This is a genomic window from Alloalcanivorax sp. C16-2 (genome assembly GCF_046507615.1).
GTDB lineage: Bacteria > Pseudomonadota > Gammaproteobacteria > Pseudomonadales > Alcanivoracaceae > Alloalcanivorax > Alloalcanivorax marinus_A.
Map to the genome: position 1 here is coordinate 1,070,386 of NZ_JBKFTL010000001.1, position 14,859 is coordinate 1,085,244.

Genomic DNA, 14,859 nt, shown 5'->3' on the forward strand with positions numbered 1-14,859 from the left:
ACCGTCCACGCTGGCCGGCGGCACATTGTCCCCGTAACCGCCGGGGGGTGCAAAAGGGCGCGCGCCGGCCATGGCGGCGCCGCCGGGGGCGTCCTATAGTGACGGCGCCTGTCAGTGATGGCGGAGGATCAGGGAGCCCGGCCATGCGCGTTCTATTGGTGGAAGATGATGAGCTGCTCGCCGACGGTCTGCTGCGTGCTCTGCGGCACGACGGTTACGCGGTGGACCACGTCATGCGCGGCGACCAGGTGCAACCGGCGGTGGAGGCGGGCCGTTTCGATGCCGTGCTGCTGGATCTGGGGCTGCCGGGCATGGACGGGCTTGAGGCTCTGCGCACCCTGCGCCAGCGCCGTGACCCGGTGCCGGTGATCGTGATCAGTGCCCGGGACCGGCTCGATGACCGCATACGGGGCCTGGACGCTGGCGCCGACGATTATCTGATCAAGCCGTTCTCGGTGGAGGAATTGCGCGCCCGCCTGCGCGCCCGCCTGCGTCGCGGGTCGGAACCGGCGCGGCCACTGCTGGAGGTGGGCGAACTGGTGATCGACCCGGACGCCATGACCGTCACCCGCGCCGGCGAACCGGTGCGCCTGCCGCGCCGTGAACTGGCCCTGCTGGTGGAACTGGCCCGTGGCCCCGGTCGGGTATTCACCCGGGCCCACCTGGAACAGGCCCTGTACGGCTGGAGCGATGAAGTGGAAAGCAATGCTCTGGAAGTGCACATCCACCATCTGCGCCGCAAGCTCGGCGGCGACCGTATCAAGACGGTGCGCGGCGTGGGTTACATGCTGGTGCCGCCGGTGGCCGGGGAAGGCTGATGTTCTCGATCCGCCGGTTCCTGATGCTGGCCCTGGTGGCGGTGATCCTGGGTGGCGGCACCCTGCTCGGCTGGGGCACCTATCGCACCCTTTATCACGAGCTGGACGAACAGTATGACGCCGAGCTGGTGCAAAGCGGCCGGCTGATGGCGGCGTTCTGGAATGAAGGCCATGTGCCGGACCCCAAGGTCGCCGGGCTGGACGAAAACGAGCACCGCTATCAGCGCTATTTCGTCTATCAGCTATGGGACGATGGCGAGCTGGTGCTGGGCAGCGACGGCGCCCCGAGCGAGCCGTTGCTATCGCTTGAGAACCCGACCGCCGCTGGTCGTTACCAGGAGGTCAACGGCTGGCACGCCTACGCCATGCCGCTGCCCGAGAATCGCTGGGTAGTGGTGGCGGAAAGCGACTCGGCGCGCCGTTCCCTGGTGGCCAACATGGCCGCCACCGTATTGTTGCCCTATGTACTCAGCGTGCCGGTGATCTTGCTGCTGGTGTGGCTGGCGGTGCGCTGGGGGTTGAGCCCGCTGACCCGGCTGGCGCGCTCGGTGCAGCAGCGTGACGCCAACAATCTGGCGCCGTTGCGGCACCGCTCGGTGCGCGAACTGGCGCCGCTCACCGAGGCCATCAACATGCTGCTGGCGCGTCTGGTGGGCACTCTGGAGAGAGAGAAGCGTTTCACCGCCGACGCGGCCCATGAACTGCGCACCCTGCTGATGGCACTGCGCCTGCACGCCGACAACGCCGCCCAGTTGTCCGACCCGGCGGAAGTGCGCGCCTCCCTGGTGCAGTTGCGCCGCGCCGTGGAGCGTGCCACGCGCACCGTGGAGCAATTGATGAACCTGTCGCGGCTGGACCCGGATGCCGATGGCTCCGAGGCGCGCTGCGACGTGGTGATGGTGGCCCGGGATTGCGTGGCGCTGATCGCGCCGCTGGCGGAGCAACGCGGCCAGACCGTAAGCCTGGACGCGCCACCGGAACTGTCGGTGGCGCTGCCCGCCGAAGCCACCGACATGCTGATCCGTAATCTGCTCGACAACGCCTGCCGTTATTCGCCTGCCGGCGCCGATGTGGGGGTACGGGTGCGCGCCGCGGCCGGGCAGGTGCTGGTGGAGGTGTTCGACGGCGGCCCCGGGCTTACCGCCGAGCAGCAGCACCGTTTTACCGGTCGCTTCAGCCGGGGCCGCCAGGACATACCCGGGGCCGGCCTGGGGTTGTCCATTGTCGACCGCATCCTGACCATCTATGGTGGAGCGCTCCGTTACCGGCTGCGCGGCGAGGAACAGCCGGCCGCGGCGGTGATGACCCTGCCTGCGGCCTGACGCCGGGCTGGGGTATAGTGGAAGGGATGGAATCTGGGGAGCGCCCATGAAAGACGATAAATTCGGCCAGAAGGTAGGGGACACCCTGCTTGACCCGAAGAACAACCGCATCTGGAAAGGCCTGCTGGCCCTGCTGCTGATTTTGCTGCTGGTGGACGCGGTCCTGGGCTGGTACTGGAGCTGGGAACCGGATCTGGTGGAAGTGCGTCGCGCGGACGGCGCCGTGCCCGGCGAAACCATTACCCGGGAAGTGATTCATGTGGCCGGTACCCTGCTGGACAAGCCCGGCGGCTATCTCAGCAACGATATCCTGCCGCACCGGCTATGGCTGGATAACATGCCCAGCTGGGAATACGGCGTGCTGGTGCAGATTCGCGACGTGACCCGGGTGATGCGCCGCGACATGAGCCGCTCCCAGTCGCAAAGCCAGGAAAACCCGTTCCTGGCGGTGGCCGAACCACAGTTTAATTTCGACGCCGAGAGCTGGGCCATGCCGGCCACGGAAAGCGAGTACCGCCGTGGTATCCGCGCCCTGGAAAACTACCTGGAAGCGCTCCGCCGCGAGGATGGCAGCGCCCACTTCTATACCCGCGCCGATAACCTTAACTACTGGCTCAACGAAGTGCAGAACCGCCTTGGCTCGCTGAGCCTGAGCCTGAGCCAGAGTGTCGGTCGTTCGCAACTGAACACCGACGAGGACACCCCGGTGGGCGAGCTGGACGAACGCGAAACCTATGTGCGGACGCCGTGGCTGGAAATCGACAACGTTTTCTATGAAGCGCGTGGCGCCTCCTGGGCACTGGTGCAGTTGATGCGTGCCGTGGAAGTGGATTTCGCCGAGGTACTGCGGCGCAAGAACGCCACCGTCAGCTTCCGGCAGATGGTTCGTGAGCTGGAAGCCACCCAGCAGACCCTGTGGAGCCCGGTGATTCTGAACGGTTCCGGTTTCGGCGTGTTCGCCAACCATTCCCTGGTAATGGCCAACTACCTGTCCCGCGCCAACGCCGCCCTCATCGACCTGAGAAAGCTGCTGCAGGAAGGGTAAACCGCGACCGAAGCAAGCTTCGCAGCGCGGTTTACGCCCGGCCAGGGATGGCCGGGCCGGGCCCTCTAAAGGCACTGCCTCTCGCCAGGGATGGCAGATATAACGCCGGAAAGAAGGCACTACCGAAGCAAGCTTCGCAGCGCGGTTTACGCCCGGCCAGGGATGGCCGGGCCGGGGCGCTGTGGTCGCGATGCCCCACCGCCATGAACGTTACGCCTTAACGCCAATAAACCCGGCGAAGTTATACCACTTGAAGAACATGTCCACGTTGTCCAGCCCGCTGCGCGCAAGAATCTTGATGTTCTCATCCGGCCGGTAGGGAATCAGCACGTTCTCCAGCGCCTCCCGTTTGCGGGCGATCTCCGTTTCCGAATAGCCGTTGCGCTTCTTCATGTCGTAATACAGCTTGATCCACAGCCGGTTGAGGAAGGCATCGCTGCCCAGCACCTTCTCCACCAGGATCAGCGCGCCGCCCGGACGAAGCCCCTCCACCACGGAGCGCAACAGGCCCTCCCGGTTCACCGGTCGTACGAACTGCAGGGTCAGGTTCAGCACCACCACCGAGGCATTTTCGATACGCACGCCGTCGTTGAGGTCGCCGTGCTCAAGGCGCAGGCGGCCCGCTTCGAAGGGCCCGGCCAGATTGGCGCGGGCTTTTTCCAGCATGGCCCGGGAGTAATCCATGCCGACCAGCTCCACGCCCGGGTCCACCGCCTGGTGCAGGCTGTCGAGGGTGATGCCGGTGGAGCAGCCCAGATCGTAGACCCGCGAGCCGGGCAGGGCGAACTCGCCGGCCAGCTCGCCGATCATGCGCTGCAGTTCCCGGTATTGGGGGATGCTGCGATCAAGCATGTCATCGAACACCTCGGCGGTACGGGCGCCGAAGTCGAAGTCGGCGATCGCCTTGTCCTGTTCGCTGAACAGGCGGTCCCTGCGGTCGGATGTCATAGTGCGCCTCGCGGTCATTGCGTGCCCGGGGCCGCCCTCACCGCTGCCCCGCGTCGCGGATTGTAGCGGAACTTCGAGGCGCGGCGGAGCCCCCGCGCGGGCGCCGCCCTCAGGCCGCTTCCGATACCGCCGGTTCCGGCAGGGTGGCGCGCCACTGTTCAAGCAGGTGGCTGTTGTCATCCTGCCAGGGGTGGAAGCCGGGACGCAGATACTGGAACCAGGCGGGAATCGCCTGGCTGACCACGCCCCGGTAACCGAACATCTTCCACAGACCCTTGGCCAGCGTCAGCGGCCGGCGATGAACGCCGTCCTCCTTGAGAAAGCGCCAGGTGAAGTAGGTGCTGAACACCGCCAGGTAGGCGGTGCCGTAGAAAAAGGCGCGCTGGCGACGCCAGTAATCGCCGGACACATCCTGGTAGAGATCGAAGGCCACGGCCTTGTGCTCGGTTTCCTCGATGGCGTGCCACACCCACAACGGTCGCACCGACGGGTCCATTTTTTCCACCATGTCACCGCGCTTGAGAATGGTGTCGGCGAGGATCGCGGTGATGTGTTCCAGGCCGGCGGTGGCCGCCAACTGGCGTTCGGCGCTGAGATGCTTGCGGGCACCGGCCAGCAGCCGTTGAGCCACGCTCAGGGCCTCGTTGACCAGGGCATCGTAGCCGTCGCCGTGGCCGGCCACGAGATCGTTGAACGCCTTGTGCTCCAGGGAGTGCATCGCTTCCTGGCCGATGAAGCCGGAAATGTCTTTCTGGCGTTGCGGGTCGTCCACCTGGTCGCGGAAGGCGCGTACCGCGTCGACGAAGAACCGTTCGCCGTCCGGAAAGGTCACCGACAGCACGTTCATGAAATGGGTCAGCACCGGATCGTTATCGAACCAGTAGCGGCTTTGCTCGAAACCCTGGAACCGGAAATTCATCCGCCGCGGGCGGATCGGCAGCCGCGCCATGGCGCGGCGGGGGCGGGATAACAGCTTCATGGGACTCTCCGGATCGGGATGCCATTGAATGATGGCAACAACTATGGTCCAGTCAGTGCTTTCCGGTCTTGTTGTGGAGGGCCAACCTGTGGTGATTTCGGGCCGGGCCTGGTTGACCCCCGGGGTTCCGGGAATCTACGTGGTATTGCTGTGCGACGTGCTCGCCGAGCTGGGCCATGATCCGGCGTCCCTGCTGCGTGAACTGGGCCTCCACCGACAGGAACTGCTGGCCCCGGAAAGCCGGCTGCCGCTGGATCGGGCCAACGCCGCCGCCGAGGCGGCCCTGGCCCGGGTGGATGAGGCTGGCCTGGGGTTCCGCTACGCCCGGGCCATGCGCATCACCCTGCACGGCCCGGTGGGGCTGCTGGCCCTGTCCTGCCCGAGTATCGACGACGGCCTGGAGGCGGCGCGCCGCTACCTGGGCCTGCGCGCCCCGTTCCTGAATGTATGGCGCGACTCCCTCGGTGAAAACCGACAGGCGCTGTGCTTGCGCACCGATTTCGGCCCCGGACCGGTGCGCAACTTCGTTATCGAAGCCATGGTGATCGGTTTCGTCTACATGCTCGAGCAGCTCATGGAAGCCTCGCCTGGCGGCGCGGAAGTGCATTTCCAGGGGCCACCCCCGGCCCATGCGGCGGCCCTGCGTGGTACCGTGCCGGTGCCGGTACGCTACGACCAGCCCCGCGATGCCCTGATCCTGTCCCGCGAGCTGCTGGCTGCCCGCCCGCGTCTGGCCGACCCCCAGGCCGAGGCCCTGGCCCGGGAGCAGTGCGAGCTGGAATTCCGGCGCTGGCGCGCCACCCAGGAGGGCGCGATGCCGGAGCGGGTGCGCGCCGCGCTGCGCGATCAGGCGCCGCCATTGCCGGATCTGGCCGGCATGGCGGAACGGCTGGCGGTATCGCCACGTACCCTGAAGCGGCGCTTGCATCAGGCCGGCTTGAGCTACCGCGAGTTACAGGACGAAGTGCGTTATCGTCAGGCTCGCGAGATGCTTGCCGACCGCGACCAGCGCATCAGTGAAGTGGCCTATGCGCTGGGCTACAACGACGTGGCTAATTTCTCCCGCGCCTTCAAGCGCTGGAGCGGCCTGTCGCCCACGGAATACCGGGTGGGCGGCGTGCCCACCGGAGGCCGGTGACGACACGCCGGAACGCCGTCATGCACCCAGATACTGGCTGTCGCTTACCGGTTCCAGCCAGTCCACGTTCTTACCGTCCAGCATCTCCTGAACGGCGATGTGGGTCATGGCGGTGCTACTGGTGGCGCCGTGCCAATGCTTGTGGCCCGGCGGGCACCAGATGGTGTCGCCGGCGCCCACTTCCACCTTCTCTTCGCCTTCGCACTGCGTCCAGCCCTTGCCGGCGGTGACGATCAGCAATTGACCCAGGGGATGAGTGTGCCAGTTGGTCCGCGCGCCGGGTTCGAAGGTGACCTGGGCGGAAGTGAGCCGGGAAGGTGCCCGCGCCTCGCCGTGGATCGGGTCGATGCGGACACGGCCGGTGAACCATTCCGCCGGGCCGGCGACGGATTCCCGGGAACCGTTTTTGTTCAGAATCATGGACGTTCTCCAAAAGCGTTTACGGGGTTACCAGGGCTGATTGGCCGGGCCGACGGTGAATTCATTGACCGTGGTGTCCTCCGGCAGATCCAGTGCGAACGCCACCACCTCGGCGACCCGTCGCGGAGAAATTCCGTACTGCTCGTAAAGACCGTTCATTTGTTGGCGGGCTCCGGTATCGGTGATCGTGCTCAGCAGTTCGGTATTAATGGCGGCCGGGTACAGGGTGGCGGTGCGGATATTGGTTTCTTCCATGGCCGCTTCCATACGCAACACTTCCATGAAATTGCGCACGAACCATTTGGTGCCACCGTACACGGAGGCGCCCGGGTAGTTCTTCAGGCCGGCCACGGAGGAGACGGCGAGAATGTGCCCGGCCTTCTGATCGGTAAAGGTGGGCATGACGGCGGCAACGCCGTTCAGGACTCCTTTGATGTTCACGTCCACCATGCGATGCCATTCGTCGGTCTTCAGCGCGGACACCGGTGAGCTGGGCATCAGGCCGGCGTTGAGGAAGATGGCATCCACGCCGCCAAAGGTGTCCTTGGCGAGCTGGACGATGCGGTCGTTGTCTTCCTGGCGGGTGACGTCCAGTACCTGGTAAACCGCCTCGCCGCCGTTTTGTTTGATCTCGTCGTGGATGCGTTTCAGGTTTTCCTCCCGACGCGCGCCCAGGACCACCCTGGCGCCTTTTTCGGCGAGCAGCCTGGCGCTTGCCTCGCCGATGCCGGCGGACGCGCCGGTGATGATGATGACCTTGTCTTTAATCATGATGGCTCTCTTGTCGGATCGAATTGAAGTGCGTGGTGAGTGTCGCGGCTACTGGCCCGGGTGCCGCTCCAGGGCCTGGCGGGCGCGGGCGGCGCCGGCCGGGTCCACGTGCCGGGCCAGCACGTCGGTCAGGTTGTTAAGCTGGCTTTCGGTCAGGCCGGCATTCATGGCCATGCCCATGTGAGCGCGTAATTGGGGCTCGGCACCTTGCAGAGCCGCCAGCATGGCGATGGTCGCCAGCTCCCGGTCCCGCCAGCTCAGGTTGTCGCGGGCGAAAATGTCTCCGAATAAATGGGTCTTCAGGTATCGGTCGGCGGCCGGGGCGAACTCAAACAGCGGACCCGTCACCGGCTGCCCGGCCAGTTTCGTCTGGTTGGCCGTGCCCTGCGCCAGCAGTTCCTTGCCGGTGGGGATCGGGCTGTCCGGTGTGTCGCCGAGCGGGTCCTCGATGCCTTGGTCCCGGCGTTCCTGAATCACCTTCATGAAAGTGCCCAGGGCATTGAGGCTGCGGGGAAAGCCGGCGTAGGCATACAGCTGCACCAGCACTTCCTTGCCATCGTTGACGGTCATGCCGGTGTCCAGCGCGGTCCGCAGCGCGCCATCCAGCGCCGCCAGATCACCGGCGGCGGCGAAGTAGGCGATGGGGATGATGGCTTGCTGGCGTTGAGTGAGGTTTCGCTCCTTGTCCATGGTGGCTTCCTCGGTGTGCTTGGGAGTTGGTGTCGAGGGCGCGGCCTGGCCCATTGTCGGCAGCAGCAGTGCCAATAAGGCGGTCGGCAGAGCCTGTTTGAGGGTCATGGCGCGCCCCTACCGTTTCGCTTCGTGGTCGGAACCGTGGCCGGCGTATTGCTCGTCGGTCACCTTGTCCATCCAGGTCACGTTGTTGCCGTCCGCGTCCTGGCCGGTTACCACCAGATGGGTCATGGCGGTGTTCGGCGCGGCGCCGTGCCAATGCTTGACGCCCGGAGGACACCACACCACGTCGCCCGGCTTGATCGTTTGAATCGCCTTGCCCCATTGCTGGGTCAGGCCCACGCCCTGGGTAACGATAATGTGCTGGCCTTTTGGATGGCTGTGCCATGCCGAGCGCGCGCCGGGCTCAAAGGTAACGTAGGCACCGGACGCATTGATGGCGCCGGTACCGGGGAACAGCGGGTCCACGCGGACGTTGCCGCTGAAAAACCGCCCGGGGCCGGCCATGGAGGCCTGTGCCCCGGCGGGTGTGATGTGCTGCGCGGGCTGATCGGCCGATACCGCGGTGGAAGTGGTCAGCGCCACGATCCATAGAGTCTTCTTTAGCGCGTTCATGTTGTTGCCCTTGCTAGTGATAAACAAAACATAAGGCCCAGGAGAGGGAGCAACAACCGGATGAAAGTCATTGGAATCATGAATTGAATGCATGATTGGGGCGCTTCTTATGAGTTAACATCCCGGTATTCTTATTGATTGCGTGGTTCTGCTCATCAATGCCGTCGTTTACTGGTCGTTGAAAACCGGAGCGGCGGGGTTGCCGGGTGGAACCTGGAGGTGCTTGAGCATGCGTGAAGAGTTGAGTGACCTGGCTTTGTTCATGGTGGTCGCGGAAGAAAAGAGCTTTACCCGGGCCGCCGCGCATCTGGACTTGTCCCAGTCCGCGGTCAGCCATGCCATGCGGCGCCTGGAGAGCCAGGTCGGCATCAAGCTGCTCAACCGCACCTCGCGCCGGGTGTCGACCACGGAGGCGGGAGAGAAGTTGTTGGCCGCCCTGCGCCCGGGGCTGGGCATGATCCGGTCGCGGATCGAGGAATTGCGCTTGCTGGGCGACGCGCCGCGCGGGCTGGTGAGGATCGCGGCGAGCAAGCCGGTGCTGCGCACCGTGCTATGGCCGAAGCTGTCGAGGATCGTCGAGGACTATCCCGAAATCCAGATCGAGCTGAATCTGGAAAGCCGCCTCAGTGATCTTACCGAAGGGCGTTTCGATGCCGGCATCCGGCTGCGGGAATTCGTCAGCCCGGACATGATCGCGGTGCGGATCAGCCCTCCCATCCGCATGGCCGCGGTGGCCGCGCCGGGCTATCTGCAGCGGCACGGGGTGCCCGCGCATCCCGACGACCTGGACCGCCATGCCTGTTTGGGGCTGCGGTTCCATGCTCACGCGCCGACCTACGATTGGGAGTTCGAGAAAGACGGCGAGGCGATCGAGAAGAAAACCTCCGGGCCGTTCGTGTTCAGTGAGAGCGATATCTGCGTGGAGGCGGCCAGGGCCGGTCATGGTATTGCTTTCGTCACCGAACCGGAGGTGGTCGACGACATCGAGGCGGGTACCTTGCGGCGGGTGCTGGCGGATTGGTGTCCGCCTTTCGACGGCTATTACCTGTGCTATTCCGGAAGGCGCAACATCAGCTCCGCCTTCCGGCTGGTCATCGACCGGCTCAAGTGCGATGTGCTCGCCGAGGCCGGGGAATGAGTCAGGAGGCCAGGGCTTTCAGCTTGTCGCTGATCTCGTCGCGGCGGCCCTGATCGGCCAGTGGGCGTTGTGGCCGGGCCGGTGCCTGCAATGCTTTCTCGAAATAGCGTCGCGCGCCGGCCCGGTCGCCCTGGTCGAGCAGGAAGTCCGCGTAGAAGTAGTTGCTGTCGATCCCGTCGGGGTTGATTTCCAGGGCCCGGGTCAGCAGCTCGCGGGCCTTGTCGTCATCGCCGAAGCTGATCGGCCAGCCGGGTACCTGGTAGTAGAGGCTGCCCAGGGAGGTCAGAGCGGACCCGTCCAGGCTGCGCTCGTCCAGGGCGATGGCGGCTTGGAAATCCTGGCGTGCCTGCTTGACCAGGGACAGCGCCCCCAGGCCGCCCTTGGCGCCGGCCCAGGTGCCGAGCACGATGCCGTCCCAGATTTTCGCTTCGGCGCGGCGCGGGTGGCGCTCGGCGAAGGCCCGGGTGCGCTCGCGCAGGGCTTCGAAGGCGTCGGCCCTGTCGTCCTCGGCGAGCTGGTATTGGATTTCCGCCCAGCGCTGCTGGATGGTGAGAAGCTCTTCGTCGAAAGCGTCGGCGCGGGCCAGCCAGGGCAGGGCGATCAGCGCCAGCAGCAACAGGCGCGGGGCGAGATGGGAAAGGCGTTCGGTCACGGGTTCGCTCCTTGTTTCAAAAAGCGTTGGATGGTGGGGAGTTGTTTGCGCAGCGCCTTGTCCACCAGGAACGGGAGCAGGGCATTGAGGCGCACGAACAGTTTTTCCGGCCAGCCCAGGAAGGTGCTGGCGGCGCCGCCATCCAGAGCGCGCAGCAGGCGCGCGGCCACCGCTTCCGGGGTGTCCATGTGGTTGCCCAGGGCATGGTTGAGCGCTTCCACCCGGGCTTCGTTCATGGCGGTGCGGGTGGCGCGGGGCGCCACATAGCGAACCCGCAGGCCGGTGTCCGCCAGCTCCCGGCGCAGCGCCTCGACGAAGCCGCGCAGGCCGAACTTGCTGGCGCAGTAGGCGGTATAGCCGGGGAAGCCGATGCTGCCGAAGGTGGAGCCCACGAACAGCAGGGTGCCGGTGCCGCGCCGACGCAGCGCCGGCAGCAACTCCCGGGTGATCACCAGCGCGCTGCGCAGGTTGACGTCGAGCATGGCGGTCAGGCCGGCGTCGTCGTTGTGTTCGGCGGCGGCGAAGTGGTTGACGCCGGCGCAGTGGATCAGGCCGTCGGGCAGACCGCGCTCGGCGACCAGGTCGGTGACGCGGGCGCCCAGGTCCGGTGCCGCCAGATCCAGGCGCACCGGGATCAGCCGTTCGTGGTCGGGCCAGCGATGCTCACTTCGCTCCGCCACCAGGACGCGGTCACCGCGGGCCAGCAGCCGGTCCAGCAGAGCGGCGCCGATGCCGCCGCTGGCGCCCAGCAGCAGCCAGGTGCGAGGCTCAGCCATGGGCCATCTCCCGCGCGGTTTGTCGGGCGGTGACCGGCACCGCGTGCAACATGTCGCCGTAGAGCCGGTAGATCATACGGCTGGCGTGGATTACCGCCTGGCGGTCCTCGGCGGCCTCGATACGGTTCATCAGGTCGGTGAAGAAGCGGAAATGCTCCTGGTCCAGCGCGCCATGGGAGTAGAGATAGCTGAACGCTTTTCGCGGCAGGCCCAGGGTCTCCTGCACCTGCTCGCCGAGGGGCGTGGCGAGAGCGATGCTGGTGCCCTCCAGCACATGGACCATGCCGAAGAACGCCATCGGATTGCCACGCTCGATGGCGTTGTACAGCCAGGCCACCATCAGTTCGATGGGCGAATCCGGCTCGCCGTGGCGCACCGACTCCGCGTCCGCGCCCAGCGCCGCCAGATCGTTGAGGATCCACTCCTGGTGGCCGTACTCGTCACGGATGTACTCCACCAGTGCCTCGCGCACCCATTCCAGCCGCGCCGGCAGGCGCGCGCCGCAGGCCATCATCAGCGGCACGGTGTGCTTGACGTGGTGGTAGGCCTGGCTGAGGAAATAGCGGTAGCTGTCGAGGGTGAAACGACCTTCGGGGATCGCAGCCAGAACCGGCGCGCGTAGCAGGTGCTCGCGGGCGTCCCGGGTTTGCTGTTGCAGGGTATCGAAGAACATGGCGGAACCTCTCGGAATCAGACTCGGGACACCGGCGTGGCCGGCGCGTGGGGGTAACGGTGGGCAATGGCGTCGCGGCGTGGCCGGCCATTGGCGGTGGCCAGGCCGTTGTCGACGCTGAAGGGTTGCTCGGCGATCACCACCCGGGCCACGCGGGCGTAGTCCGGCAGGGTGGCGTTGACCGCCTCGATCTGGGCATGCAGGCGCTCGATATCGGCGCCGGGGGCGGGCACCACCACGGCGCTGAGAGCCGGCTCGCCGTCTCCCTGAACGACCAGGGACCGAAGGGTGTCGCAGCCCTGGAAGGCGCTTTCCACCCATTCCGGACTGACGTTGCGACCATAGGCGGTGATCAGCAGGTTCTTGCGCCGGCCATGCACATACAGGAAACCGTCGTCGTCCAGACGGCCCAGGTCGCCGGTGGGCCACTCGGCGCCGGCGTCCTGGTCCAGGTAGCCGGCCATCACGGCGTCGCGGACCCGGATCTCGCCGTCGGCGTCGATCCGGACCCGGGCATGGGGAAGCACCTGGCCAACGCTGCCGGGACGGTCGGCGCCGGGTCGATTGAGGGCCACCACCGAGCCACATTCGGACAGGCCGTAGCCTTCATACACCGGTAAACCCAGCGCCCGGGCCCGGGTCAGCAGGCCGCGATCGACCTTGCCGCCGCCCACGGCGATAAAGCGCAGCGACGCCGGCGGGGGCATGCCGGCCTCGGCCAGCATGACCAATACACGCAGCAACTCCGGCACCAGGATCAGGCTGTGTGGTTGCCAGCGGTGAAGCCCTTCGGCGAACACCATGGGGTCGAGTCGCGAGCTGCCGGTGAACCCCAGCGTGGCCAGGTCGGGCAGCAGGACCCGGGCGCCCAGCCACAGCGGCACGTACACACCGGCCACGTTCTCCAGCAGGGTGGCCAGGGGCAGCACGCACAGGTGGCGCGCGCCGGCGTGAGGCGCCAGCGCATCGGCCAGCGCCGTTACCGTGCGGCGCAGATGGTCGCCGCTCAGCCGTACGCCCTTGGGCGTGCCGGTGCTGCCAGAGGTGAAGGTGATCTTGGCCAGGTCGTCGACCGCCCGTATTCCGGCCACGCCGGTGCCGGTGAGCCGGTCCCGGTCGGCCTGATAGAGAGCATCCAGCCGGGCGACATTGACCAGGTGACAGCGTTGCTCATCACTGAAGAAGGGGGGCACCGGCACCACCGGTATTCCCGGTCTCTGGGCCGCCAGGTCGGTCACCACCCAGTCGCGGCCATTGCCGCCTTCCAGCGCCAGCCGCCGCACGCCAGCGGCGCGGAGCCGTTGGCTTCGTTGTTCGATGCGCCGCAGGAGCGCCGCATAGGTAAGCACGCCGTCGCCGTCTTCCAGGGCGACGGCTTCGGGCCGTTGCCGGGCGTGGGCGGCCAGCCGTTCAAGCAACCACGTCATGGCGCACCTCCGGGTCACCGTAATCGGGCACGGGATGGAGCCAGCCGGCATCGCTGAGTCGCCGGTGCCCGGGCGGCACATAGCCGGCCATGACGATTGGGTCGTGGCGATAATAGTCGCCCCAACGCGCCGCGCCCGCCTGCAGCCGGGCCGGGTCCGCCGGCGCCACCCTCACCGGCGCCAGCCCCAGCCGGGTGAACATGTTGCGCACCTGCACGGTGGCGGTGAAGACGATCCAGTCCACGCCCAGGGACGGCAGCAGCCCGGTCAGGGCAATGAACAGCAGGCGCCCGGCGCCGGACCCGTCCGCCGCCAGGCCGGCCACCTCCAGAAGGCGGTGGCGCGCTACCGGTGCCCCCGCCAGCGAGCCCACGGCGTCTTCCAGGGGCTGGTCCAGATACTGTTCCAGGAACAGCCGCCGGCCCGGAGCCGGGGTCAGGGCGGCCACTGCCCGCGGCGTGCCGTCCGGCGCGCGCAGAGTCATCAAGGCCGGCGCGCTGATGCGCGGTCGGGCGTTGTAACATTGGCGGTAGCGTTGCCGCACAAAGGCGGCGGCGGATCGGTAGCCCGGCTCGTCGGGATGGCACAGGCGGGGCTCCAGGTGCTCACCTTGCAGCGTGAGAGGGCGGCGCAGGCAAAAAAGATCGAGGTCGGTCGGCGTCATGGGGCACTCCCGGTTCTGAGAGTTCCATTGCGCGCCGGCAACCTTAATAACGCCTTAACGAAAGAAAAGCGTCAAAAAACCGGAACCGTGACGATTCTCAGGTAATCGATAAGCAAAATCATTTTTAATCAGAATTCGAGAAAGAGGGGCCCGTTCATGGAAGACAACAACGCCAGTAATCTGTATCGCGCGCCCGAGGCCGATGTGACCCCGGCGGGTCAGGAGGCGGCGCCCTTTTATGTGGTTTCTCCGTTCAAGCTCACGCTGCTGTTCTGGATCACCATGGGGATCTACGACCTTTACTGGCATTACAAGAACTGGGCGCTTTACCGCGAAGCCCGTGGCGGTGGCGGGCTGCCGGTGATGCGCGCGCTGTTCAGTATTTTCTTCGCGCCGTCGTTGTTTCAGCGCATGTCGAAGGAAGCCCGGGAGGCGGGAGTGACGGGCGGGACACCGGCGGTGCTTCTGTCGGTGGTCTATGTGTTTTTTACTCTGATTTCCAACTTCACCTATATGGCGCAGGGCTCGGGGCCGGAAGCCTTGCTGGTGCAGTTGCTGTCGATGGGCTGCATGATTCCGATCTGGTGGGTGCTCTGGCGGGCCCAGAAACGGGTCAACGCCACGCTGGGCGATGCCGCCGGCGAGAACAATCATCGTCTTACCCGGGCCAACTGGATCTGGATCGTGCTGGGCGGTCTGCTGTGGCTGGCCACCTTGCTGTCGCTGGTGGTTTGGGTGGCCTCCCTGGCGGGAGTGGTGGACGGCTAGCGCCGTCCACGC

The 14,859-nt window shown here is 66.2% G+C and carries 17 protein-coding genes; 6 read left to right on the plus strand and 11 right to left on the minus strand.

Annotated elements, in window-relative coordinates:
• Window positions 1–143 precede the first annotated feature (143 nt).
• Genes ACLD02_RS05075 through ACLD02_RS05085 form a run of 3 tightly spaced genes read left to right on the plus strand, consistent with a single transcriptional unit; the run spans window position 144 to window position 3,185 of the window.
• A complete protein-coding gene (locus ACLD02_RS05075) occupies window positions 144–818 on the plus strand; it encodes a response regulator transcription factor (protein WP_203102663.1) in 675 nt (224 codons plus the stop codon).
• On the plus strand, window positions 818–2,140 hold the full coding sequence (locus tag ACLD02_RS05080; RefSeq protein ID WP_410298095.1) for an ATP-binding protein: 1,323 nt from the start codon (window positions 818–820) through the stop codon (window positions 2,138–2,140). Before ACLD02_RS05075 ends, ACLD02_RS05080 begins: the two co-directional genes overlap by 1 nt.
• A gap of 46 nt (window positions 2,141–2,186) precedes the next feature.
• The gene (locus ACLD02_RS05085) at window positions 2,187–3,185 is read left to right on the plus strand and encodes a DUF2333 family protein (protein WP_203102659.1); all 999 of its coding nucleotides are present in this window, start codon (window positions 2,187–2,189) and stop codon (window positions 3,183–3,185) included.
• Window positions 3,186–3,395: 210 nt separating this feature from the next.
• On the opposite strand, the gene cmoA is transcribed toward ACLD02_RS05085, so the two are convergent.
• Together cmoA and ACLD02_RS05095 are read right to left on the minus strand one after the other, a co-directional pair.
• Window positions 3,396–4,133, minus strand: coding sequence for a carboxy-S-adenosyl-L-methionine synthase CmoA (gene cmoA / locus ACLD02_RS05090; RefSeq protein WP_203102657.1), 738 nt, complete (start codon window positions 4,131–4,133; stop codon window positions 3,396–3,398).
• A gap of 109 nt (window positions 4,134–4,242) precedes the next feature.
• Complete coding sequence (locus tag ACLD02_RS05095) at window positions 4,243–5,112, minus strand: metal-dependent hydrolase (RefSeq protein ID WP_203102649.1); 870 nt, start codon at window positions 5,110–5,112, stop codon at window positions 4,243–4,245.
• Between the two features lie 88 nt (window positions 5,113–5,200).
• Here ACLD02_RS05095 and ACLD02_RS05100 point away from each other — a divergent pair, with 88 nt between their 5' ends.
• Window positions 5,201–6,250 carry an AraC family transcriptional regulator ligand-binding domain-containing protein gene (locus ACLD02_RS05100; protein WP_410298096.1) on the plus strand — a complete coding sequence of 350 codons (1,050 nt, stop codon included), beginning with the start codon at window positions 5,201–5,203 and terminating at the stop codon, window positions 6,248–6,250.
• Between the two features lie 18 nt (window positions 6,251–6,268).
• Here the strand turns inward: ACLD02_RS05100 and ACLD02_RS05105 are convergent, their stop codons facing one another.
• Genes ACLD02_RS05105 through ACLD02_RS05120 form a run of 4 tightly spaced genes read right to left on the minus strand, consistent with a single transcriptional unit; the run spans window position 6,269 to window position 8,749 of the window.
• Window positions 6,269–6,670: a cupin domain-containing protein gene (locus ACLD02_RS05105; protein WP_203102646.1), complete on the minus strand. Its 402-nt coding sequence runs from the start codon at window positions 6,668–6,670 to the stop codon at window positions 6,269–6,271.
• A 27-nt stretch (window positions 6,671–6,697) separates the two neighbouring features.
• The gene (locus tag ACLD02_RS05110; protein ID WP_203102645.1) at window positions 6,698–7,441 is read right to left on the minus strand and encodes an SDR family oxidoreductase; all 744 of its coding nucleotides are present in this window, start codon (window positions 7,439–7,441) and stop codon (window positions 6,698–6,700) included.
• Window positions 7,442–7,489: 48 nt separating this feature from the next.
• On the minus strand, window positions 7,490–8,239 hold the full coding sequence (locus ACLD02_RS05115) for a carboxymuconolactone decarboxylase family protein (protein WP_410298097.1): 750 nt from the start codon (window positions 8,237–8,239) through the stop codon (window positions 7,490–7,492).
• Between the two features lie 9 nt (window positions 8,240–8,248).
• Complete coding sequence (locus tag ACLD02_RS05120) at window positions 8,249–8,749, minus strand: cupin domain-containing protein (protein ID WP_203102643.1); 501 nt, start codon at window positions 8,747–8,749, stop codon at window positions 8,249–8,251.
• Between the two features lie 229 nt (window positions 8,750–8,978).
• Between ACLD02_RS05120 and ACLD02_RS05125 the strand changes: the two genes are divergently transcribed.
• Window positions 8,979–9,887 carry a LysR family transcriptional regulator gene (locus ACLD02_RS05125; RefSeq protein WP_203102642.1) on the plus strand — a complete coding sequence of 303 codons (909 nt, stop codon included), beginning with the start codon at window positions 8,979–8,981 and terminating at the stop codon, window positions 9,885–9,887.
• 1 nt (window position 9,888) lies between these two features.
• On the opposite strand, the gene ACLD02_RS05130 is transcribed toward ACLD02_RS05125, so the two are convergent.
• From ACLD02_RS05130 to ACLD02_RS05150, 5 genes are read right to left on the minus strand one after another with little or no spacing between them, the layout of a single operon-like run.
• Entirely contained in the window at window positions 9,889–10,539 is a 651-nt protein-coding gene (locus ACLD02_RS05130) for a tetratricopeptide repeat protein (RefSeq protein ID WP_410298098.1), read from the minus strand.
• Entirely contained in the window at window positions 10,536–11,315 is a 780-nt protein-coding gene (locus ACLD02_RS05135; RefSeq protein WP_203102640.1) for an SDR family oxidoreductase, read from the minus strand. Before ACLD02_RS05135 ends, ACLD02_RS05130 begins: the two co-directional genes overlap by 4 nt.
• Window positions 11,308–11,988, minus strand: coding sequence for a TenA family transcriptional regulator (locus ACLD02_RS05140; RefSeq protein WP_410298099.1), 681 nt, complete (start codon window positions 11,986–11,988; stop codon window positions 11,308–11,310). Before ACLD02_RS05140 ends, ACLD02_RS05135 begins: the two co-directional genes overlap by 8 nt.
• Before the next feature lie 17 nt (window positions 11,989–12,005).
• Window positions 12,006–13,415 (minus strand): AMP-binding protein, encoded by a 1,410-nt coding sequence (locus ACLD02_RS05145; protein WP_410298100.1) that lies wholly within the window; start codon window positions 13,413–13,415, stop codon window positions 12,006–12,008.
• A complete protein-coding gene (locus ACLD02_RS05150; protein ID WP_203102636.1) occupies window positions 13,399–14,079 on the minus strand; it encodes a thermostable hemolysin in 681 nt (226 codons plus the stop codon). The genes ACLD02_RS05145 and ACLD02_RS05150 overlap by 17 nt, the downstream gene beginning before the upstream one ends.
• A gap of 156 nt (window positions 14,080–14,235) precedes the next feature.
• Between ACLD02_RS05150 and ACLD02_RS05155 the strand changes: the two genes are divergently transcribed.
• Window positions 14,236–14,847, plus strand: a complete 612-nt coding sequence (locus ACLD02_RS05155; RefSeq protein ID WP_410298101.1) for a hypothetical protein — start codon at window positions 14,236–14,238, stop codon at window positions 14,845–14,847.
• Window positions 14,848–14,859: the final 12 nt, after the last annotated feature.

Coding starts and splice junctions, on each gene's coding strand:
- ACLD02_RS05145 (WP_410298100.1), bottom strand. CDS start 13,415: ATGACGTGGTTGCTTGAACGGCTGGCCGCCCACGCCCGGCAACGGCCC.
- ACLD02_RS05115 (WP_410298097.1), bottom strand. CDS start 8,239: ATGACCCTCAAACAGGCTCTGCCGACCGCCTTATTGGCACTGCTGCTG.
- ACLD02_RS05085 (WP_203102659.1), top strand. CDS start 2,187: ATGAAAGACGATAAATTCGGCCAGAAGGTAGGGGACACCCTGCTTGAC.
- ACLD02_RS05140 (WP_410298099.1), bottom strand. CDS start 11,988: ATGTTCTTCGATACCCTGCAACAGCAAACCCGGGACGCCCGCGAGCAC.
- ACLD02_RS05150 (WP_203102636.1), bottom strand. CDS start 14,079: ATGACGCCGACCGACCTCGATCTTTTTTGCCTGCGCCGCCCTCTCACG.
- ACLD02_RS05105 (WP_203102646.1), bottom strand. CDS start 6,670: ATGATTCTGAACAAAAACGGTTCCCGGGAATCCGTCGCCGGCCCGGCG.
- ACLD02_RS05120 (WP_203102643.1), bottom strand. CDS start 8,749: ATGAACGCGCTAAAGAAGACTCTATGGATCGTGGCGCTGACCACTTCC.
- ACLD02_RS05125 (WP_203102642.1), top strand. CDS start 8,979: ATGCGTGAAGAGTTGAGTGACCTGGCTTTGTTCATGGTGGTCGCGGAA.
- ACLD02_RS05155 (WP_410298101.1), top strand. CDS start 14,236: ATGGAAGACAACAACGCCAGTAATCTGTATCGCGCGCCCGAGGCCGAT.
- cmoA (WP_203102657.1), bottom strand. CDS start 4,133: ATGACATCCGACCGCAGGGACCGCCTGTTCAGCGAACAGGACAAGGCG.
- ACLD02_RS05075 (WP_203102663.1), top strand. CDS start 144: ATGCGCGTTCTATTGGTGGAAGATGATGAGCTGCTCGCCGACGGTCTG.
- ACLD02_RS05110 (WP_203102645.1), bottom strand. CDS start 7,441: ATGATTAAAGACAAGGTCATCATCATCACCGGCGCGTCCGCCGGCATC.
- ACLD02_RS05080 (WP_410298095.1), top strand. CDS start 818: ATGTTCTCGATCCGCCGGTTCCTGATGCTGGCCCTGGTGGCGGTGATC.
- ACLD02_RS05135 (WP_203102640.1), bottom strand. CDS start 11,315: ATGGCTGAGCCTCGCACCTGGCTGCTGCTGGGCGCCAGCGGCGGCATC.
- ACLD02_RS05095 (WP_203102649.1), bottom strand. CDS start 5,112: ATGAAGCTGTTATCCCGCCCCCGCCGCGCCATGGCGCGGCTGCCGATC.